Origin of the sequence: Rhizobium sp. YTUHZ044 (assembly GCF_051123975.1) — a bacterium.
GTDB lineage: Bacteria > Pseudomonadota > Alphaproteobacteria > Rhizobiales > Rhizobiaceae > Rhizobium.
On the sequence record NZ_CP101426.1, the window covers coordinates 3,785,677 to 3,805,577 of the forward strand.

Annotated in this window: 20 protein-coding genes; 14 read left to right on the forward strand and 6 right to left on the reverse strand. The window is 60.9% G+C overall.

Annotated elements, in window-relative coordinates:
• Positions 1-5 precede the first annotated feature (5 nt).
• The 4 genes from NL154_RS18585 (at position 6) to lysS (ending at position 4,922) form a co-directional block, all read left to right on the forward strand.
• On the forward strand, positions 6-845 hold the full coding sequence (locus NL154_RS18585) for an AraC family transcriptional regulator (protein WP_221146362.1): 840 nt from the start codon (positions 6-8) through the stop codon (positions 843-845).
• A 99-nt stretch (positions 846-944) separates the two neighbouring features.
• Positions 945-1,694: a TerC family protein gene (locus tag NL154_RS18590; protein ID WP_210629774.1), complete on the forward strand. Its 750-nt coding sequence runs from the start codon at positions 945-947 to the stop codon at positions 1,692-1,694.
• 242 nt (positions 1,695-1,936) lie between these two features.
• A complete protein-coding gene (gene gltX / locus NL154_RS18595; protein WP_221146361.1) occupies positions 1,937-3,403 on the forward strand; it encodes a glutamate--tRNA ligase in 1,467 nt (488 codons plus the stop codon).
• Between the two features lie 22 nt (positions 3,404-3,425).
• Positions 3,426-4,922, forward strand: a complete 1,497-nt coding sequence (lysS, locus tag NL154_RS18600) for a lysine--tRNA ligase (protein WP_210629772.1) — start codon at positions 3,426-3,428, stop codon at positions 4,920-4,922.
• Positions 4,923-4,989: 67 nt separating this feature from the next.
• Here lysS and NL154_RS18605 read toward each other — a convergent pair whose 3' ends face one another.
• The gene (locus NL154_RS18605; protein WP_210629771.1) at positions 4,990-5,751 is read right to left on the reverse strand and encodes a hypothetical protein; all 762 of its coding nucleotides are present in this window, start codon (positions 5,749-5,751) and stop codon (positions 4,990-4,992) included.
• 179 nt (positions 5,752-5,930) lie between these two features.
• Here NL154_RS18605 and NL154_RS18610 point away from each other — a divergent pair, with 179 nt between their 5' ends.
• The 7 genes from NL154_RS18610 (at position 5,931) to NL154_RS18640 (ending at position 12,814) form a co-directional block, all read left to right on the forward strand.
• Complete coding sequence (locus NL154_RS18610; protein ID WP_210629770.1) at positions 5,931-6,839, forward strand: LysR family transcriptional regulator; 909 nt, start codon at positions 5,931-5,933, stop codon at positions 6,837-6,839.
• 118 nt (positions 6,840-6,957) lie between these two features.
• Positions 6,958-8,118, forward strand: a complete 1,161-nt coding sequence (locus NL154_RS18615; RefSeq protein ID WP_210629769.1) for an ABC transporter substrate-binding protein — start codon at positions 6,958-6,960, stop codon at positions 8,116-8,118.
• Positions 8,119-8,333: 215 nt separating this feature from the next.
• Complete coding sequence (locus NL154_RS18620; RefSeq protein WP_210629768.1) at positions 8,334-9,320, forward strand: ABC transporter ATP-binding protein; 987 nt, start codon at positions 8,334-8,336, stop codon at positions 9,318-9,320.
• On the forward strand, positions 9,317-10,279 hold the full coding sequence (locus NL154_RS18625) for an ABC transporter permease (RefSeq protein ID WP_210629767.1): 963 nt from the start codon (positions 9,317-9,319) through the stop codon (positions 10,277-10,279). The genes NL154_RS18620 and NL154_RS18625 overlap by 4 nt, the downstream gene beginning before the upstream one ends.
• On the forward strand, positions 10,269-11,081 hold the full coding sequence (locus NL154_RS18630) for an ABC transporter permease (RefSeq protein WP_210629766.1): 813 nt from the start codon (positions 10,269-10,271) through the stop codon (positions 11,079-11,081). Before NL154_RS18625 ends, NL154_RS18630 begins: the two co-directional genes overlap by 11 nt.
• Positions 11,082-11,094: 13 nt before the next feature.
• Positions 11,095-12,522, forward strand: coding sequence for a gamma-aminobutyraldehyde dehydrogenase (locus NL154_RS18635; protein ID WP_434733172.1), 1,428 nt, complete (start codon positions 11,095-11,097; stop codon positions 12,520-12,522).
• 118 nt (positions 12,523-12,640) lie between these two features.
• Entirely contained in the window at positions 12,641-12,814 is a 174-nt protein-coding gene (locus NL154_RS18640; protein WP_004678026.1) for a DUF1328 domain-containing protein, read from the forward strand.
• A gap of 82 nt (positions 12,815-12,896) precedes the next feature.
• On the opposite strand, the gene NL154_RS18645 is transcribed toward NL154_RS18640, so the two are convergent.
• The 3 genes from NL154_RS18645 to NL154_RS18655 all read right to left on the reverse strand — a co-directional run bounded on the left by NL154_RS18645 (position 12,897) and on the right by NL154_RS18655 (position 14,862).
• On the reverse strand, positions 12,897-13,340 hold the full coding sequence (locus NL154_RS18645) for a DoxX family protein (protein WP_434733173.1): 444 nt from the start codon (positions 13,338-13,340) through the stop codon (positions 12,897-12,899).
• 62 nt (positions 13,341-13,402) lie between these two features.
• The gene (locus tag NL154_RS18650; RefSeq protein ID WP_221122968.1) at positions 13,403-13,867 is read right to left on the reverse strand and encodes a tetratricopeptide repeat protein; all 465 of its coding nucleotides are present in this window, start codon (positions 13,865-13,867) and stop codon (positions 13,403-13,405) included.
• A 20-nt stretch (positions 13,868-13,887) separates the two neighbouring features.
• Positions 13,888-14,862: an MBL fold metallo-hydrolase gene (locus tag NL154_RS18655; protein ID WP_221122967.1), complete on the reverse strand. Its 975-nt coding sequence runs from the start codon at positions 14,860-14,862 to the stop codon at positions 13,888-13,890.
• 300 nt (positions 14,863-15,162) lie between these two features.
• On the opposite strand from NL154_RS18655, the gene NL154_RS18660 reads away from it, so the two are divergent.
• Positions 15,163-15,906 carry a sigma-70 family RNA polymerase sigma factor gene (locus NL154_RS18660; protein ID WP_434733174.1) on the forward strand — a complete coding sequence of 248 codons (744 nt, stop codon included), beginning with the start codon at positions 15,163-15,165 and terminating at the stop codon, positions 15,904-15,906.
• A complete protein-coding gene (locus tag NL154_RS18665) occupies positions 15,903-16,700 on the forward strand; it encodes an anti-sigma factor family protein (RefSeq protein WP_434733175.1) in 798 nt (265 codons plus the stop codon). The genes NL154_RS18660 and NL154_RS18665 overlap by 4 nt, the downstream gene beginning before the upstream one ends.
• Here NL154_RS18665 and NL154_RS18670 read toward each other — a convergent pair.
• The gene (locus NL154_RS18670) at positions 16,697-17,371 is read right to left on the reverse strand and encodes a DUF1345 domain-containing protein (protein WP_210629760.1); all 675 of its coding nucleotides are present in this window, start codon (positions 17,369-17,371) and stop codon (positions 16,697-16,699) included. The genes NL154_RS18665 and NL154_RS18670 overlap by 4 nt on opposite strands.
• Positions 17,372-17,463: 92 nt before the next feature.
• Entirely contained in the window at positions 17,464-18,429 is a 966-nt protein-coding gene (gene tal / locus NL154_RS18675; RefSeq protein ID WP_210629759.1) for a transaldolase, read from the reverse strand.
• Positions 18,430-18,855: 426 nt separating this feature from the next.
• On the opposite strand from tal, the gene NL154_RS18680 reads away from it, so the two are divergent.
• Complete coding sequence (locus NL154_RS18680) at positions 18,856-19,839, forward strand: sugar-binding transcriptional regulator (protein ID WP_434733176.1); 984 nt, start codon at positions 18,856-18,858, stop codon at positions 19,837-19,839.
• The last annotated feature ends 62 nt before the right edge of the window (positions 19,840-19,901 follow it).

Here is a 19,901-nt window from a genome sequence, read left to right on the forward strand (position 1 = left end):
TGAGGATGAGCGCCGTCGCAAGGGCGATCTGGTTTATAGAGAGCCATTTCGAGAGCGATATATCGCTGGAAGAGATATCGGAAGCCGCCGGATTGTCACGCTATCATCTGTCACGCGTCTTCGGGCTCGTCACCGGCCACTCGATCAGCAGCTATATCAGGGGGCGGCGCCTCAGCCGCGCCGTGCCCGCGCTGGTCGGCGGCTCATCCACCATTCTCGAGGTTGCGCTTTGCGCGGGCTACGGCTCGCACGAGGCTTTCACCCGTGCCTTCCGCGACCAGTTCGGCATGACGCCGGATGCGGTGCGCAGACAGGGGCACGCCCGCAATCTTGTCTTGCTGGAGCCGATCAGAATGGACCCCGCCCACCTCAACGACCTCGAACCGCCCCGCTTCGAAAAGCGTCAACCGATGCTCCTTGCCGGCCTGCAGGAGACCTATCCCTATGGCGGTAACGCCGCCATCCCCTCTCTCTGGCAGAAATTCAACGCCCATTTCGGTCATGTTGCAGGCCAAAAAGGCAATGTCGCCTACGGCGTCTGCACCCATATCGATGGCGAAGCGGAGAAGTATCGCTATATGGCCGGCGTCGAGATCTCCGATGCCAGCGACCTTCCGCCGGATTTTACGACGCTCAGGCTTCCGGGCCAACGCTACGCTGTCTTCACCCATCGCGGCCATGTCTCCGGCATTTCCTCGACCATGAACCGAATTTTCGGCGCATGGTGGCCAACGTCTGGCCTGGAACACGGCGAGACGCCCGACATGTTCGAACGTTACGACGAACGCTTCGATCCCTATACCGGGATGGGCGTCACTGAAATCTGGCTACCTGTCAGGGAATAAAAGTCACATCGATTTCGTATATCCCCTTGCGGCGCTTGTGCAGCAGGCCGCGGACACTACATTGCGGGCGTCATCGGTGACGCAAGGGGATATAAGCTAATGCAGGAAATCATGACGCTCATTCAGGACCCGGCCGCCTGGGTGGCGCTCATCACACTGGTGGTGATGGAAGTCGTTCTCGGTATCGACAACCTGATCTTCATTTCCATTCTCACCAACAAACTGCCGTCCGAGCATCGCGAGAAAGCCCGCCGGATCGGCATCGGCCTTGCCCTGGTCATGCGCCTGGCGCTGCTCGGCACCGTAGCCTGGATCGTACAGCTGACCGAACCGCTGTTTACGGCCTTCGGGCACGGCTTCTCCTGGAAGGATCTGATCCTGATCGCCGGCGGCCTGTTCCTCGTCTGGAAAGCCACCAAGGAAATTCACCACACGGTCGACCCGGTGGATCATCAGGAGGATTTCATCGCGAAGTCCGCCACCACGGGTTTTGCATCGGCCATCGGCCAGATCCTGCTGCTTGACCTGGTCTTCTCCGTCGATAGCATCATCACCGCCGTCGGCATGACGCCGCATCTGCCGATCATGGTGATCGCCGTCATCGCCGCCGTCACCGTCATGCTGGTTGCCGCGACCCCGCTCGCCAACTTCATCGAGAAGAATCCAACGATCGTCATGCTGGCGCTCGCCTTCCTGCTGATGATCGGTACGACGCTGATCGCCGAAGGCATGGGTTTCCATGTGCCGAAGGGTTACGTCTACGCCGCCATGGCCTTCTCCGCACTGGTCGAGGTGCTGAACATGTTCGCACGCAACGCCCGCAAGCGGAAACGCGAAGGCGCGCATTGAGGCTGATACGGGAGAGCGCGCCGCAACCGGTGCACTCTCTCAGCGCCGGCAAGCCGTTGCGGACGCGGTTTTTCTTGACGCGCCCGGTTGAATATGGCCTAAGGCCAGCCGAACGGACGATCGGCGAATGGTGCGGGCGAATGCCCTTTTTCGGCCGGTTTGCCGATGAAGATATCTGCATCCTTCCGGCCGAACCTTGCTTTCCCGTGAAAGCAGTCCGGCTTCATTGACGGGCACATACAATGACAAATTCCGGGACAGCTTCCGGCGTCCGCGTCCGCATCGCTCCCTCGCCGACCGGCGAGCCGCATGTCGGCACCGCTTACATCGCTCTCTTCAACTACCTCTTCGCCAAGAAGCACGGTGGCGAGTTCATCCTGCGCATCGAAGATACCGATGCGACGCGCTCGACCCCGGAATTCGAGACGAAGGTGCTCGACGCGCTGAAATGGTGCGGGCTGGACTGGAAGGAAGGCCCCGATATCGGCGGCCCCTACGGCCCCTATCGCCAGTCCGACCGCAAGCCGATGTATCAGCCCTATGCACAGGAATTGCTGGACAATGGCCATGCCTTCCGCTGTTTCTGCACGCCCGCGCGGCTGGAGCAGATGCGCGAGGCGCAGCGCGCCGCCGGAAAGCCGCCGAAATATGATGGCCACTGCCTCAATCTGACGGCGGAAGAGGTGACGTCACGCATGGCGGCGGGCGAAGCCGCGGTCATCCGCATGAAGATCCCGGCGGAGGGTTCCTGCGACTTTACCGACGGCGTCTATGGCGACGTGTCCATTCCGTGGGATTCCGTCGACATGCAGGTCCTGATCAAGGCCGACGGCATGCCGACCTATCACATGGCCAACGTCATCGACGACCATCTGATGAAGATCACCCATGTGGCGCGTGGCGAGGAATGGCTGGCTTCGGTGCCGAAGCACATCCTGCTCTATCGCTATTTCGGCTGGGAGCAGCCGGTCTTCATGCATCTGTCGCTGATGCGCAATGCCGACAAGTCGAAGCTGTCGAAGCGCAAGAACCCGACCTCGATCTCCTATTACTCCGCGCTCGGCTATATCCCCGAGGCGCTGATGAACTTCCTCGGCCTGTTCTTCATGCAGATCGCTGAAGGTGAAGAGCTGTTGACGATGGATGAGCTCTCCGAGAAGTTCGACCCCGAAAACCTTTCCAAGGCCGGCGCGATCTTCGACATCCAGAAGCTCGACTGGCTGAACGGCCGCTGGATCCGCGAGAAGCTCTCCGAAGAGGAATTCCAGGCGCGCGTGCTGACCTGGGCGATGGAGAACGACCGCCTGAAGGCTGGCCTGCGCCTGTCGCAGACCCGCATTTCCAAGCTCGGCGAGCTGCCCAGTCTCGCCAGCTTCCTGCTGAAGTCCGATCTCGGCCTGCAGCCGTCCGACTTCGCCAAGATCAAGTCGCCGCCGGAGGAGATCCTCGAGATCCTCAACACCGTTCAGCCGGATCTCGAAAAGATCCTGGAATGGAATGTGGAGACGATCGAAGCGGAATTGCGCGCCATCTCCGATCGCATGGGCAAGAAGCTGAAGGTCGTGGTCTCGCCGCTCTTCGTCGCCGTCTCCGGCTCGTCGCGTTCCCTGCCGCTCTTCGATTCCATGGCCATCCTCGGCCGCTCCGTCGTGCGCCAGCGCCTCAAACTCGCCGCCCAGGCGGTCGCCGCCCTCGTCGGCTCGAAGTAAGAATAGTCAGAGGATTTCGACAGTGGCTGACAACAAGACCGAAAACACCCTCTCCTCCGACGCGACCGAAGTGCGCGCCCAGAAGCTGAAGCTGCTGCGCGAGCAGATCGGCGAGGTCTATCCGGCGCATTTCCACCGGACGCTGACCAATGCCGAGCTTGGCGCCAAGTATGAATCTCTGGAACCGGACGTCGAGACGCAGGATGTCGTCACCGTCGCCGGCCGCGTCTATTCCTCGCGCAACTCCGGCATGTTCATGGATATCCGCGACGCTTCCGGCAAGATCCAGATCTTCAGCCACAAGGACACGACGCCGGAAGAGGCCCGCGACCTGCTGCCGATGATCGACATCGGCGACATCATCGGCGTCACCGGCATCGTGCGCCGCACCAAGCGCGGCGAACTGACGATCAACGCCCAGAAGATCGAAATGCTGACCAAGTCGCTGCTGCCGATGCCCGAGAAGTGGCACGGCCTCTCCGACATCGAGCTGCGCTATCGCAAGCGCCATCTCGACATCATGACCAATGAGGATTCGAAGCTGCGCTTCCAGCAGCGCTCGAAGATCGTCTCCGGCATCCGCCGTTTCATGGAAAATGACGGCTTCATGGAAGTCGAGACGCCGATGCTGCATTCCGTCTATGGCGGCGCCACCGCCGAGCCGTTCAAGACGCATCACAACACGCTGAAGCTCGACATGTACCTGCGCATCGCGCCGGAATTGTTTCTGAAGCGCACTCTGGTTTCAGGCCTCACCGACAAGGTCTTCGAGATCAACCGCAACTTCCGCAACGAAGGCGTTTCCACTCGGCACAATCCCGAATTCACCATGATGGAGTGTTATTGGGCCTATGCCGATTACGAGGACATGATGGATCTCGTCGAGCGGCTGTTCGAGACCCTGGCGCTCTCGATCCACGGCACCACGGAATTCGACTTCGTCGACAAGCGCCTCTCCTTCAAGGGACCGTTCAAGCGCGTGCCGATGCCGGATGCCGTCAAGAAAGCGACCGGCATCGATTTCCTCGCCATCAAGACCGATGAGGAAGCCCGCGCCGCCGCCAAGGCTGCCGGCTTTGCGGTCGAGAAGGACTGGACCTGGGGCGAATGCCTCGCCTTCATCTTCGAGGAAAAGGTGGAAGCGACACTGATTCAGCCGGCTCACGTCACGCATTTCCCAAAGGACATCTCGCCTTTCGCCAAGGAAGTGCCGGGCGAGCCGCGGCTTGTCGAACGCTTCGAGACCTATTGCAACGCCTGGGAACTCGGCAACGCCTTCTCCGAGCTCAACGATCCCGAAGAGCAGCGCCGCCGCATGGTCGAGCAACTGGAACAGGCGCTCGCTCGCGGCGAGAAGGAAAAACAGCTGGACGACGAATTCCTCGACGCGATCGACCAGGGCATGCCACCTGCCGGCGGCCTCGGCATCGGCGTCGACCGGCTGATCATGCTTCTGACCAACGCTCCGTCGATCCGCGACGTCATTCTCTTCCCGGCCCGCCGCAACAAGGCCGACTGACAGGAAAAAAATCGGAAAAAGCAAAGCGGGGTGCCGGCCGGCGCTCCGCTTTTTACATGCCGCCCGTTCAGTGGGCCTTGGGGGCTTGCGCCGGCGGCTCTTCGGCCGGCGCCTCGGCCACCGCATCGGCGCCGTGACTCTCTGCAGTTGGCGGCGCTTCGCTTTCGGCAGCCGGTGCCGCGCCGTGTCCGCCGCCCTCGGCCTTGTTGTCCTTATCCTCAGTCTTCTTGCCCGTCGCCTCGCCCTTGGTCGATGCAACGGCGACCGGATCGACACAATCCTCGGGATCCTTGAACGAAGCGCTGATCATCGCGATCTCGTCGGCCGGCAGTTCGATGCGCTCGCCGAAGAACAGCCCGTTTTCGCTGGCCTTGCCGTCATAGTAGCGTGCGGTATAGCGCTTGTCGTCGAGGCCGGGAACGGTCTTGTCCGGATGCGGGATGAAGACGACATCAGCTCCGATCGCCCGACCGCGAATATCGGCACGCAGCGTCGGGCCGTTCTCATCAAGCACCACCACCTGTACCAGATCCGGTTTCTGCGCGGCATAGACGGCCTGGGCAACACGAAGTGCAGTCCTGACCCGCGTCATGCCATCGGTCGGTTCGGTCTTGATGTATTTGCGGACCCAGACATGATCCTGCTTCCTGATCGTCACGAGGTTGACGTCGCTGCATTCGAGCCCATGACCGCCACCAGAGACGCCGACCAGCCTGTCCTTGCCGACATAAAGCGCCGCGCCGCCGGAAACGCCCGCCAGAAGCGCGACTCCGCCGATGATGATTGCCAATTTCCGGGAAGGCCGGAATATGCGCAGTAAGGCCTTCACGCCAACTGCTCCGCCATCTCAAACTCCAACGCAGGACAGGTGCTGAGAATGCTAGGGAAATGACGTTTCGGAAAGTTTAAGTGGCTGCGCCGAGCTCGCTCCATTTCAGGAAAATCCCAAAAAAGGTCCGAATTTATCGGCTGCTTGCCACGGCACATTCCGCCATGCTCTAAACGCCCATGGCCTTCACGCTTCGCCAGATCCAATACTTCGTGGCCGTCGCCGAACAGGGTTCGGTGACGCGAGCCGCGCAGAACCTTTCGATCTCCCAATCCTCGGTGACGGAAGCGCTGAAGGAGCTCGAAACTGATCTCGGCGTCGAACTCTTCGAGCGCCATCCGCGCGGCCTGACGATCACCCACAACGGACATCAGTTCCTCCGTCACGCGACCAAGATTCTCGCCTCCGTCTCCGATGCGCGAACCAGCTTCTCCGGCCAGCAGAGTGCTCTCTCCGGCACGTTGAACATCGGCGTCACCTCGCTTGTCGCCGGCTATGTGCTCTCCGATCTGCTGGCGCGATACCGCCGCGCCTGCCCGGGCATCGAAGTCAGCGCCATCGAGGACAATGGCGGCTACCTCGAACATCTCCTGGTCGGCGGCGAACTCGACGTGGCGGTGATGGTGATATCCAATCTGCGCGACCGCATGGCGCTGCAGGCGGAAATCCTCGAAACCTCGCCCTATCGCCTCTGGCTGCCGATGGGCCATCCGCTGGTGTCGGCCGATATCATCTCCGTCGCCGATATCGCCCGCGAACCACTGATCATGCTGACAGTCGACGAGATTGAGGAGAATACCGGCAAGCTGCTCTCCGCACTCGGCGCCCGCCCGCATGTCGCCTTCCGCACCCGTTCGGTGGAAGCGGTGCGCAGCCTGGTGGCCACGGGCGCCGGCGTGGCGCTGCTTCCCGATCTCGTCTACCGCCCGTGGTCGCTCGAAGGTGACCGCATCGAGAGCCGCGACGTCTCCGGCTCGCTGCCGGTGGTCCAGGTCGGCATGGTCTGGCGCAAGGGCTCCAGCCTGCCGCAGGCGGCGCGCGATTTCGTCGGCATCGCCGAAACTCTGCGTTCCGGTCGAATCCGCTGATATCGGAATTCCCGATATCGTCTTTCTGATAAATGAATTTGCGAAACCGGGCTTTTCGCGTCACTTTTTCAGCCGGGAACAAATTGCCACAAAGTGGCACCAAACCGGGAGACGAACGATGACGAATCTGTTGAAATCCTGCACGGCAGCGCTCGCCTGCCTGAGCTTCGCGACACAGGTGGTCGCCGCCGAACCGCTGAAGGCCTTGGGCAAGGGGGAAGGCGCGGTCAGCATCGTCGCTTGGGCCGGCTACATCGAACGCGGCGAAACCGACAAGAATTACGACTGGGTCACCGGCTTCGAAAAGGAGACCGGCTGCAAAGTGTCCGTCAAGACGGCCGCCACGTCCGATGAAATGGTGTCGCTGATGAACGAGGGCGGTTTCGATCTCGTCACCGCATCTGGTGACGCGTCGCTCCGCCTCATTGCCGGCAAGCGTGTCCAGCCGATCAATACCGATCTGATTTCGAGCTTCAAAAATGTCGACAAGCGCCTGCAGGAGGGCCCGTGGTATACGGTCGGCGGCGTACATTACGGCGTGCCCTATCTCTGGGGACCGAACGTGCTGATGTACAATACCGATGCCTTCAAGGACAAGGCGCCGACCAGTTGGGGCGTCGTCTTCGAGGAGCAGACCCTGCCGGACGGCAAGTCGAACAAGGGCCGCGTGCAGGCCTATGACGGCGCGATCTATATCGCCGATGCGGCCATGTATCTGATGGCCCACAAGCCGGATCTCGGCATCAAGGACCCGTATGAACTCACCGAAGACCAGTACAAGGCCGCTCTCGACCTTTTGCGCGGCCAGCGCAAGCTCGTCTCGCGCTACTGGCACGACGCGATGATCCAGATCGACGACTTCAAGAATGAAGGTGTCGTCGCCTCCGGCTCCTGGCCCTTCCAGGTCAACCTGCTGCAGGCCGACAAGCAGAAGATCGCCTCCACCTTCCCGGATGAAGGCGTCACCGGCTGGGCCGACACGACAATGCTGCACGCCGACAGCGAACATCCGAACTGCGCCTACATGTGGATGGAACATTCCCTTCAGGCCAAGGTCCAGGGCGACGCCGCCGCCTGGTTCGGCGCCGTGCCCTCCGTTCCCGCCGCCTGCAAGGGCAACGAGCTGATGGGCGAAACTGGCTGCGCCACCAACGGCTTCGATCACTTTGATAAGATCAAGTTCTGGAAGACCCCGGTCGCCAAATGCGCAACGCAGAACGAATGCGTGCCCTATCACCGCTGGGTGTCGGATTACATCGGCGTGATCGGCGGACGGTGAGCCGATCCGATCGTATGCGTAAGAATCCCTCCCCAACCCCTCCCCACAAGGGGGAGCGGCTAAGAGTGGCACCGCCAAATCTGCCGAAACACCAAGGTATTTGCGAAGGGGTACGGCGGGTTAAGCCCCTCCTCCTTGTGGGGAGGGGCTTGGGGCGGGGTCTATATTGGCCAGGACCAAGCCCTCTTTAAACACACAAGACCCGGAGTCCTCCCATGACGTCAGCCGTCCGTTTCCAGCAGGTATCGCGCCATTTCGGCCAGGTCCGCGCCGTGGACGGTGTCGATCTCGAGATCGCGCCGGGCGAGTTCTTCGCCATGCTCGGGCCGTCCGGTTCCGGCAAGACGACGTGCCTCAGATTGATCGCCGGCTTCGAACAGCCGACATCAGGCCACATCCAGATTTTCGGCGAGACGGCCGACGGCATTCCGCCCTACCGCCGCAACGTCAACACCGTCTTCCAGGATTACGCGCTCTTCCCGCATCTCAACATTCTCGACAATGTCGCCTACGGGCTGATGGTCAAGGGCGTCGGCAAGGCGGAGCGGAAGAAGGCGGCGAGCGATGCCCTCGAACTTGTCAAGCTGCCGGGCTACGGCGCTCGCCGCCCCGGCCAGCTCTCCGGCGGCCAGCGGCAGCGCGTGGCGCTCGCCCGCGCGCTGGTCAATAAGCCGAAGGTGCTGCTGCTCGACGAGCCGCTCGGTGCGCTGGACCTGAAGCTGCGCGAGCAGATGCAGGAGGAATTGAAGAGCCTGCAGCGCGCGCTCGGCATTACCTTTGTCTTCGTCACCCATGATCAAGGCGAGGCGCTGTCGATGGCCGATCGCGTCGCGGTCTTCAACAATGGCAATATCGTCCAGCACGGCACGCCGCAAGATATCTACCGCTGCCCGAAAACCCGCTTCGTCGCCGATTTCGTCGGCTCGTCAAATGTGATCGCGCCTGATCTGATGGCCGCGCTCGGCGGCGAGAAACGCTGGGCGAGCCTGCGCCCCGAGGCGATCCGGCTGGCAAGCGATGGCATCGAGGCGAAGGTCAAGCATGCGAGCTTCCTCGGCGCCGCCACCCGTCTCAGCGTCGATCTGAGCGGCAGCCGGCTGCATGTCACGCTGCCGGCAGGCACGCCTGTGCCGGATGTCGGCGCCGGCATCCGGCTCACCTGGCAGCCCGCCGATATCCACTACATGGACGATGTGGCATGACGGCACTCATCATCTCCGACGGCAAGACATCGATCCTTCCGGCACGCAGCGGCGTCTTCGGCCGAATGTCGGATGCCTTCTGGCGACACCCGAAACTGCTGCTCTTCCTGATGCTGACGCCACCGCTGCTTTGGCTCGGCATCATCTATATCGGCTCGCTGATCGCCCTGCTTCTGCAGAGTTTCTTCTCGATCGACGATTTCTCCGGACTGGTGAATTACGAATTCACCCTTGCGACCTACGCCCAGCTTCTGAGCCCGACGAACTTCGACATCATCATCCGCACCGTCATGATGGCCGCGTTCGTCACCATCGCTTCTGCATTGATCGCCTTCCCGATCGCCTACTACGCGGCGCGTTATGCGCAGGGCAAATGGAAGGTGCTGTTCTATCTCGGCGTCATGCTGCCGCTCTGGTCGAGCTATCTCGTCAAGATCTACGCCTGGAAGCTGATCCTCGCCAAGGAAGGCATCCTGACCTGGATCTTCGAACAGCTCCATCTCTCCTGGCTTCTCCAGGGCGTCTTGAACCTGCCCGTCGTCGGCGGCAATTCGCTTTCGGTCAGCTACCTCGGCACCTTCATCGTCTTTGTCTATATCTGGCTGCCCTACATGATCCTGCCGACGCAGGCCGCGCTCGAGCGTGTGCCCGGCAACCTGATCGAGGCCTCGGCGGATCTCGGCGCGACACCGCGCCAGACCTTCCGCACCGTGCTGTTGCCCTTGGCGCTGCCGGGCATCGTCGCCGGTTCGATTTTCACCTTTTCGCTGACCCTCGGCGATTACATCATCCCACAGATCATCGGCTCGTCCAGGCTGTTCATCGGCCAGGCCGTTTATGCGCAGCAGGGAACCGCCGGCAACGTGCCGCTGGCGGCCGCCTTCTCGGTCGTGCCAATCGTCATCATGGCGCTTTATCTGTCGCTCGCCAAAAGACTGGGGGCCTTCGATGCGCTCTGACCTCAAGACATCGCCGCTGCCCCTGAAGATCGCCGCCGCAGGCGGGCTGCTCTTCCTGCACCTGCCGATCCTGCTGATCTTCGTCTATGCCTTCACGACGGAGGAGAAGAGCTATCAGTGGCCGCCACCCGCGTTGACGCTGCAATGGTTCGCCGTTGCCTGGAATCGGCCAGACGTCTGGTCGGCGCTCGGCCTTTCCGTGCAGGTCGCCGTCATCGCCACCGCGATCGCGCTCATCCTCGGCACGCTCTGTGCCGCGGCCGTCAGCCAGACGAAGTTCTTCGGCCGCGAGGCGATCTCGCTGCTGGTCATCCTGCCGATCGCGCTTCCCGGCATCATCACCGGCATAGCGCTGCGCTCCGCCTTCAGCCTCTTCGACATCCCGTTCTCGGTCTGGACCATCGTGCTCGGCCACGCCACTTTCTGCGTGGTGGTCGTCTACAACAACGCCGTCGCCCGCTTCCGCCGCACCTCCGGCTCGCTGATCGAAGCCTCGATGGATCTCGGCGCCGACGGCTTCCAGACCTTCCGCCATGTCATCCTGCCGAATATCGGCACCGCCTTGCTTGCCGGCGGCATGCTCGCTTTTGCCCTGTCCTTCGATGAGGTCATCGTCACCACCTTCACCGGCGGTCAGCAATCGACCCTACCGATCTGGATGCTCGAAGAACTCATCCGCCCGCGCCAGCGCCCCGTCACCAATGTGGTCGCCATGGTCGTGGTGCTCGTCACCTTCCTGCCGATCCTGGCAGCCTATTACCTCACCCGCGACGGCGACCAGATCGCCGGCGCCGGCAAATAACAGGGAGAACATCATGGATACGCAAATGTTGATCGGTTCCCGCTTCGAAAAAGGCACGGAGACGGAAGAGCACATCCTGAACCCGAAAACTGGCGAGACGGTCACCGACCTTCCCGAAGCCTCGCTCTCCCAGGTCGATGCCGCCGTCGATGCCGCCGAAAAAGCCTTCAAGAGCTGGTCGCAGACGACGCCTTCCGAACGCTCGAGTTACCTGCTGAAGATCGCCGACGCTATCGAGAAGGATGCCGCCGGTTTCGCCGCGCTGGAAGCGCTGAACTGCGGCAAGCCGATCAATTCAGTGCTGAACGATGAAATCCCGGCGATCGTCGATTGTTACCGCTTCTTCGCGGGGGCAGTGCGCAACCTGCACGGACCGGCCGCGGGCGAATACCTGCCCGGCCACACCTCGATGATCCGCCGTGATCCAATCGGCATCGTCGGCTCGATCGCGCCGTGGAACTATCCGTTGATGATGATGGCATGGAAGCTGGCGCCGGCAATCGCCGGCGGCAATACCGTCGTCTTCAAGCCGTCGGAGCAGACGCCGCTGACCGCGCTGAAGATGGCGAAGCTGCTTTCCGACATCCTGCCCGAAGGCGTCGTCAATGTCATCCTCGGCCGCGGCGAAAGCGTCGGCAATGCGCTGATCAACCATGCGAAGGTCAACATGGTCTCGATAACAGGCGATGTCGCCACCGGCAAGAAGGTGCTGCAGGCCGCCGCCAAGACCGTGAAGCGTACTCATCTGGAACTCGGCGGCAAGGCCCCAGTTATCGTCTTCGACGACGCCGACATCGATGCCGTCGTCGCCGGCATCCGCACCTTCGGCTATTACAATGCCGGTCAGGACTGCACCGCGGCCTGCCGCATCTATGCTGACGCCAAGGTCTACGACAATTTCGTCGCAGATCTCTCTTCGGCCGTCTCAAGCATCCGCTTCAACCAGGCCGACGATACCGAAAACGAGATCGGTCCGCTGATCTCCAGGCGCCAGCGTGACCGCGTCGAAAGCTTCGTCGCCCGCGCTTCCGAGCACAAGCACATGGAAATCACCACCGGCGGCAAGGTCTCCGGCGACAAGGGCTTCTTCTTCACCCCGACCGTCATATCAGGCGCCCTGCAGGACGACGAGATCGTCCGTCGTGAGGTCTTCGGCCCGGTCGTCTCGGTCACCCGCTTCTCCGACGCCGATGATGCCATCGCCTGGGCGAACGACAGCGATTACGGCCTCGCCTCCTCGGTCTGGACCAGGGATATCGGCCGCGGCATGAAGACCGCCGCCCGCCTGCAATATGGCTGCACCTGGATCAACACCCATTTCATGCTGGTCAACGAGATGCCGCATGGCGGCCTCAAACAGTCGGGCTACGGCAAGGACATGTCGGTCTATGCGCTGGAGGATTATACCGCCGTGCGTCACGTGATGATCAATCATGGCTGACGGTGAAACCGGCAGGATTATAGAAGCCAATGGCAGAGAACATCATCCGATTTCGCGCGTAGTGGAACAATTTCCCGGTTGCCGCGTCTTCTCAGGCAAACGCAAAGGATGATGTGTCATGCTGAAATGGGCTCTGATATTCTTCGTTATTTCGATCATCGCCGGCTTCTTTGGCTTCTCCGGCGTTTCCGCCGCCACAGCGACCATCGCCCGCGTGCTCTTCGGTATCGCGCTGGTGATTTTCCTGATCTTCCTGGTTCTGGCGTTGATGGCCGGCCAGGCGGTCTTGTAACCGAGCACCGCACAAGCCGGAGCAATTCCGCGGCTCGGAGCCGCGGAATGTTCATGGCGCGCAAAAGCTTGCAGCCAATTGGCTACATCATCGCCCTCAGCCAGGGATGAAGGCTGCTACCCCGCTTTCTCAGCAGGTTGTCGATCGATATCGACCCCGCCCCCGAAGCCACCAGGACGAACATGCCGCCGGCAATCGCCAGATCCTTCTCGAAATGCAGGAGCTCATTCTGGCTGTCAAGATTCGTGTGAAACATCAAGGCGGTCGCCAGGCAGAAGAAGGCCAGCGCTAACGCGCCAAGCCGGCTGAGGAAACCCGCGGCAATGGAAAGGCCGGCGCCGAGCTGAAGTGCTATGACAGCAAATGCAACCGGCGTGGCAAGCCCCAGTTTTGCGAAAGTGTCGACGGTCGCGCTGATATCTGATGCGAGCACCGAACCTTCATGCAGGAAGATCAGCGACAGGAGCAGCCTGCCCAGGAGAAGAATGAAATCGGCCAGTTGAGACCGGCTTGCGGCGCTATCCATTACACCCTCCGATTTGCAGAGAACAGGCGGCTTGGCCGCCCGTTCTCACGTTCATGGACTCGTCAGTTGCCACCCTTGGCAGCGATGGCCTTTTGCAGGTCTTCGAGTTCTTCGCAGCCGCTTGGGCAAAGTTGCTTCAGCGATGATAGCTGCTCCTCCGCCTTCGCCATCTCGCCCGTTTCGGCAAAGAGCTCGCCGAGATATTCACGCGCAGCCTTGTGATCGGGTTGAAGCTCAAGTGCTTTGGTGTAGTAGGTCAGCGACGATCTGTAGTCGCCGGTCTTGCGCAGCGTATACCCCATAAGATTATAGACATCTGCCTGTTGATTGTCTTCGGCAAGACCGCGAAGCTCCGCCAGGGCGCCGGCATAATCCTTGGCATCGATCTTGGCGCGTACCGACGTCAAATCGGGAGCGTCCGTCGATTCCATATTATCGACAGCAAAAGCGGGAAGCGCCGTCACCGCGGAGAAGCCCGCGGATATGGCGCAGAGCCAGATGAATCCGAGAATGAGATATTTCATCATGATGATCTCCATTCGGCCTTTCAGGCCTGGACTGTCGGCGTAAAGCCATAGGCGCTTCCGTCCTTGACGAAGGTGCCCGAGCCGGGGAAGGGGAAATGCGAGCCGCAAATGGCGATATTGTCGGCAATGATGCGGTCGATGAGACGGCGGCGGGTGTCGATGGCCGCCGGCCCATCCTGATCATAACTGCCCTGCCAGTCGGGGTGCGGCGCAAGCAGCGCCGGCACGTACATGATATCGGCCGAGACAAGCAGTTGCTTGCTGCCGGAGGCGACAAGATAGGTCGAATGACCCGGTGTATGGCCTGGCGCAGCAAGAAGCCGAACGCCGGGCGCAACCTCGGCACCCTCGTCCACCAGTTTCCAGTTCTTCCATTTCGGAAAGACCTCGGCGATGCGCTTGCCGGCCGGCCTGCGGCCTTCGGCAAGCTTCTCGACCCGGCCGGGCTCCGTCCACCAGTTATATTCGATGGCATTGACGATGAGTTCGGCGTTCGGAAAGACGGGATCGTTCGTTCCCTTTTCCATCAATCCCCAGACGTGATCCGGGTGGAAATGCGAGAGCATGATCGTGTCGATCCTCTTATAATCGATTCCGGCGGCTGCCATATTCGCCGGCAGGTGTGTGGCATTTGCCTGCCATTGACCGACGCCCGAGCCGGCGTCCATCATGATCAGCCGGTTGCCGAGTTTCAGGACGACCACCGTCAGCGGGATCGGCATGAATTCGGTCGTAAGCCCTGCCTTGAAAAGCGCTTCCTTGGTATCCTCGATCGAGGCATTCTTGATGAAGGTCGGGTCATGCGGTTTTTTCCAGATTCCGTCGTAGACCGCCGTGACCTCGACATCGCCGACCTGATATTTGTAGAAGCCGACGGTCGGCTCCAGCGTTGTTGCGGCGAGCGCCGGCCCGACGAATTCGAGCTTCGACGACAGCCCGAATGCAGCTGCCGCGGCAGCCGATCCAAGGACGGCGCGACGTGACATGTTAAACATGGATATGCCTCCTCTTGTCGATGAGATTTCAGCTGGCGAAGACCGCAATTATTCGGATTCCCTCGCTGATGAACTAGATCGCCAGCCGGACGCGCTTATTCCCGATCTCGAGCGTCGTTTGTTCAAGCGCTTGAAAAGACATCGTCATTTCTATCGCCCCGGCCGGCTGTCCGGCCACGTGCCAATAAATTGGCTTCGGTTGGAATAAAACCGCGTGCCGGTCGGTCTAGACGGCAAGGGACCGCACTCCATGCCTGAGGATCTCGCTTTTAAATTCGGCTACTATTGAGGCAGGGGAGGATGATGACAGACGCTCAGATCACCAATCCCATCGGATCAAACGAGTGGTTGCCGTTGGCGTGGCGACATTGGAAGGACCGTCTTCGACCATCGCCGCTGGCCTTGCTTCTCGACAGCGCAGCGCGGTTGTTCCACCCTATGGTCTCGGAAAAGTCGAGGGGCGAGCAGGTTGCTTCGGCGGCCGATGTGAGCGCGCAGCGTGAACTCATGCAGCGCTTTCAGAACTTGATCGTTCCGCACCTTGACGCTGCCTATAATTTTGCCCGCTTCCTCAGCCGCGACGCGGATGCGGCGCAAGATATCGTCCAGGATGCATTCCTGCGTGCCTTCCGCAACTTCGATAGCTATCGCGATGGCGATCCGCGCGCCTGGCTCTTTGCCATCGTGAGAAACTGTTGCCATGCCTGGCGCCAGCAGGATCGCCGCAAGGCGCGGTTCGAGCGGCATCTGAGTGATGGCGACGACGATGAAACAGGTGAGAACGAGATCGCCTCGGAGGAGGATTCGCCAGAGGCGGCGACGATCCGGCGAAGTGAACAGCAGCGCGTGCGCGCTGTCATTAGTCGGCTCCCCGAGGCAATGCGGGAAATCCTCGTCTTGCGGGAGCTTGAGGATCTCTCCTACCGGCAGATCGCCGAAATCATCGACGCGCCGATCGGCACTGTCATGTCGAGGCTTGCAAGGGCGCGGCATGAATTTGGTGAAGCCTGGCACGCATGCGACAAAGGCGAGATTGCAGGATGAGCGACACGCACCAAAAAGGCTGCCCGGAATGGCGTGTCATGCTGCATGGCTTTGTCGATGGCGAACTCGATTCAGACCACGCGGCACAATTCGAGGATCATCTTGCTGCCTGTACGGATTGCAGAGCGGAGGTGGAAAGGGTTCAGGCCGTGAGAGAGATCATCGATCAAGATGGCGTCAAATGGCGGCCGCCCGAAGCGCTGCGTTCACATGTCCTGTCGATGCTGTCGTTTGAACAGGCGACAACATCCGGCCTGCCGTTGCCACGCCGGGTGGCCGGATGGCGCCGCGCCCTGGTTTTCTTCCGGCAATGGAGCTTCGTTCCTTCACTCGCGGCATTGACGGTCGGCGCCTTCCTGTTCGTCAACGCACCGTCTCAGACCGCGCTTCTGCAGGAACAGATCCTTTCAAGCCATATCAGGTCGATGATGGCCGACCATCTGACCGACGTGCTGACCTCGGATCAGCATACGGTAAAACCGTGGTTCAACGGCAAGCTCGATTTTTCACCGCCGGTCAGCGACCTATCCAAGGACGGCTTTCCACTGATCGGCGGTCGGGTCGACTATCTCGGTGGTCGCGCCGTTGCGGCCCTCGTCTATCGGCGCCACGGCCATGTCATCAACCTGTTCGTTTGGCCCGCAGGATCGGCCGCAGAGACGACAGCCGTGCATGACGGCTACAATATGGAGCAATGGTCGGATGGCGGGCTCGTTTTCTCAGCGATTTCAGATGTCGCCGCCGGCGATCTGGCCGAGTTCGAGGCGCTCTTCAGGAAGGCGGCAAGGGGTTAAAGCAGGCTTGCGCCGACATTGATCGCCAGCGCCAGGATCGTCGTGTTGAACAGGAACGACAGCACGGCATGCAGCAATGTTAGCTTGCGCATGCTGGTCGAACTGACCCCGACATCCGCGGTCTGCGCGGCAACGCCGATGGTGAAGGAGAAATAGAGGAAGTCCCAATAGCCGGGCTCTTCGATTCCGTCGGGAAATTTGAGGCCGCTCTCTTCGTCCGCCCCGCCATAAAAGTAATGGGCATAGTGGATGGTGAAAAGCGTATGCAGAAAAATCCAGGAGATCAGGATCGTCAGCACCGCGGCACCCGCCCGCGTCAGCGCGACGTCAGGTGGCGCCTCCTTGATCGAATGAAGCTCGGTGCCGATGCCGGCGATGCTCGCAAGCGCAGCGCCGATCGAAAGGGACAGCAAAACGGTATCCGAAAAATCGAGATCGGCGGAGCGTTTCCGGATCGTTTCGACCGTCGCCCGCAGCATCTTGCGCCAGCTGAGCGCGACAAAAACAATGGCGCTGATATTCCAGCCGAACAGGATATTGCCGGCGCTGACCTCCCGCGAGGTGACAGCCAAGAAGACCACCAGTCCAGCAACAGCGGCGATGATGAAGCTTGCGTGCTTGCGGGCAAGTGCAAGTGCCACAGGCGAACTTGCCGGTTCCTCCTCCGCCATATCGGTCTCCGACAGCATATGTCATTGATAAGAGCATGAAAAAGGCGCGGTTGCCAGCCGGCATCCGCGCCTTCGATCCTTGAGGTGCTCTATCACGCGGCGGCGAGCTGCAGTTCCTTCTGCACCATGGTGCGCAGCGTCGTCAGGTCTTTGGCGAAGGCGCGGATGCCTTCGGCGAGCTTTTCCGTCGCCATCGCGTCCTCGTTCATCATCCAGCGGAAGGTCTTTTCGTCGACCGAGACCTTGGCATCGGGTTTGCGGCTTTCCGGCGAGAGCTTGCGCTCCAGTTTGCCGTCATCCTTGGAAAGTTCGTCGAGCAGCGCCGGGCTGATGGTCAGCCGGTCGCAGCCGGCAAGGGCTTCGATTTCGCCGGCGTTGCGGAAGGAGGCACCCATGACGATCGTCTTGATATCGTTCGCCTTGTAGTAATTGTAGATCTCGCGAACGGAGATGACGCCCGGATCTTCCTCGGCGGTGTAGTCCTTGCCGGTCGACTTCTTGTACCAGTCGAGGATGCGGCCGACGAAGGGGGAGATCAGGAACACCTTGGCATCGGCGCAAGCAATCGCCTGGGCCTTGCTGAACAGAAGCGTCAGATTGCAGTCGATGCCTTCCTTCTGCAGCACTTCCGCGGCACGAATGCCTTCCCAGGTGGAAGCGAGCTTGATGAGGATGCGGTCCCGATCGATGCCGCGGTCCTTGTAGGCGGCGATGATCGAACGTGCCTTGGCAAGCGAAGCCTCGGTATCGAAGGAGAGATCGGCGTCGACCTCGGTCGAGACGCGGCCCGGGACGAGCTTCACCAGCGCGGCGCCGACGGATATCGCGAGGCGATCGGCGACGGCCGAGGAGACCGCTTCCGGATTGCCGCCCTGCTTCTTGCCCCAGGCGACGGCTTCCTTGATGGCGTCGGCAAACATCGGCGTACCCAATGCCTTCAGCACGATGCTCGGATTGGTCGTGCAATCCACAGGCTTCAGGCGCGCGACAGCCTCGATGTCGCCGGTATCCGCGACGACGGTGGTAATCTCGCGAAGTTGGTCAAGCTTGGATGTCATGGTCAATAATCCTTGTTGAACTTGGGCTGCGGGGCCGGCGCGTTCCGCCCGGCAAAGGTGATCTGGGGACAAACGGCCTGCATCCAGCGGTGAAGGACAGGCGCAACCGTCACGGATGATTCATAAACGTGAAGCACACTGGCCATGTTCCTGATGCAGTCGAACGGCTCCTCGAACACAAGCGGGGTCGCCTGCGGCTCGGAGACCGATCGTGACTTTCGGCATGCCCGCACTATGTCCTCCTCGAACGGGACAGGGACGACTTCGTGTCGCGAGGACTATCGCCGTTCGCGCAAGGAAAAGTCAAGGACATTTGTGCATTCCGATTGACATAAGTGTCACACCCGTCATTATCCCGGCGACAAACGCACAGGCGCAGCCTTTCGTCCCACAAGGGACTTAGGCGAAAATCCTGCGGGAGGAGACGTGGTCAAGCTCAAACGCGGCACCCATACCGCCTATTCGGAAGCGTCCTCGCTGCGGCTGAGGGCCGCATGGCTCTATTACAATGAAGGCCTGACCCAGAAAGACGTCGCCGAACAGCTCGGCATCAGCCGGACAACGGTGATCCGCCTGCTCGACGAGTCGATGAAACGCAGCGAAGTCCAGATCTGGATCAACGATTCGATCGGCGAATGCGTCGAGCAGTCCGTCAAGCTGGAGCGCGCCTATGGCCTTGACGAGGCGATCGTCGTGCCTGCGCCGGTTCATTGCGATGTCGATTCGCTGGCAAAGAATGTCGGCTTGGCGCTTGGCCAGTTCCTCTCCGAAGCCATCCCCGACGACTATACAATCGGCGTCGGCTGGGGCCGCACCATGACCGCTTCGCTGGCGAGCTTCCGGCCGCCACGCCGCGCCAATTGCAAGGTCGTTTCGCTGCTCGGCGGCATCGTTGCCGTGCACCAGACGAACCCGATCGATTACACCTGGCGGCTGGCCAATCAGCTCGGCGCCGAATGTTACATGTTCCTGGCGCCGCTTCTCGTCGATTCCATCGAAACCAAACGCAATCTGATCGACAAATGCGGGTTGGACACGATTTACCGTCTCGCCGAGAACCTCGATCTCGCGATCGTCAGCTGCGGTGATATCGGGCCGCACTCGACCTCGCTATCGGAAGGCTGGATATCGAAGGCCGAGTTGCGCGAGCTGATCAATGCCGGCTGCGTCTGCGACACCATGTTCAACTTCCTCGACAGGGACGGCAATTCGGTCGACCACTCGATCAACCAGCGCGTGATGTCCGTCGACCTCGATATGTTGAAAGAGGCCAAGCACATCGTGCTTTCCTCCGGCGGCGCCCACCGGGCCACCGCCATCCGCGCCACGATCAAGCGCATCGGCTGCAATACGCTGATCACCGATGAAGGTGCGGCGCGAGCATTGCTTGATCTGGCCGAACAGGCCTGAAGCGCGCCGTGATCTTTCAGGTCGGCTTGCCGCGCCTCATGCCGTGCTTTTTAGCAAGGCAT

Coding starts and splice junctions, on each gene's coding strand:
- NL154_RS18670 (WP_210629760.1), bottom strand. CDS start 17,371: ATGGCGGAGGAGGAACCGGCAAGTTCGCCTGTGGCACTTGCACTTGCC.
- NL154_RS18590 (WP_210629774.1), top strand. CDS start 945: ATGCAGGAAATCATGACGCTCATTCAGGACCCGGCCGCCTGGGTGGCG.
- tal (WP_210629759.1), bottom strand. CDS start 18,429: ATGACATCCAAGCTTGACCAACTTCGCGAGATTACCACCGTCGTCGCG.
- NL154_RS18615 (WP_210629769.1), top strand. CDS start 6,958: ATGACGAATCTGTTGAAATCCTGCACGGCAGCGCTCGCCTGCCTGAGC.
- NL154_RS18640 (WP_004678026.1), top strand. CDS start 12,641: ATGCTGAAATGGGCTCTGATATTCTTCGTTATTTCGATCATCGCCGGC.
- NL154_RS18630 (WP_210629766.1), top strand. CDS start 10,269: ATGCGCTCTGACCTCAAGACATCGCCGCTGCCCCTGAAGATCGCCGCC.
- NL154_RS18665 (WP_434733175.1), top strand. CDS start 15,903: ATGAGCGACACGCACCAAAAAGGCTGCCCGGAATGGCGTGTCATGCTG.
- NL154_RS18645 (WP_434733173.1), bottom strand. CDS start 13,340: ATGGATAGCGCCGCAAGCCGGTCTCAACTGGCCGATTTCATTCTTCTC.
- NL154_RS18620 (WP_210629768.1), top strand. CDS start 8,334: ATGACGTCAGCCGTCCGTTTCCAGCAGGTATCGCGCCATTTCGGCCAG.
- NL154_RS18625 (WP_210629767.1), top strand. CDS start 9,317: ATGACGGCACTCATCATCTCCGACGGCAAGACATCGATCCTTCCGGCA.
- NL154_RS18635 (WP_434733172.1), top strand. CDS start 11,095: ATGGATACGCAAATGTTGATCGGTTCCCGCTTCGAAAAAGGCACGGAG.
- NL154_RS18585 (WP_221146362.1), top strand. CDS start 6: ATGAGCGCCGTCGCAAGGGCGATCTGGTTTATAGAGAGCCATTTCGAG.
- gltX (WP_221146361.1), top strand. CDS start 1,937: ATGACAAATTCCGGGACAGCTTCCGGCGTCCGCGTCCGCATCGCTCCC.
- NL154_RS18610 (WP_210629770.1), top strand. CDS start 5,931: ATGGCCTTCACGCTTCGCCAGATCCAATACTTCGTGGCCGTCGCCGAA.
- NL154_RS18660 (WP_434733174.1), top strand. CDS start 15,163: ATGATGACAGACGCTCAGATCACCAATCCCATCGGATCAAACGAGTGG.
- NL154_RS18650 (WP_221122968.1), bottom strand. CDS start 13,867: ATGATGAAATATCTCATTCTCGGATTCATCTGGCTCTGCGCCATATCC.
- NL154_RS18655 (WP_221122967.1), bottom strand. CDS start 14,862: ATGTTTAACATGTCACGTCGCGCCGTCCTTGGATCGGCTGCCGCGGCA.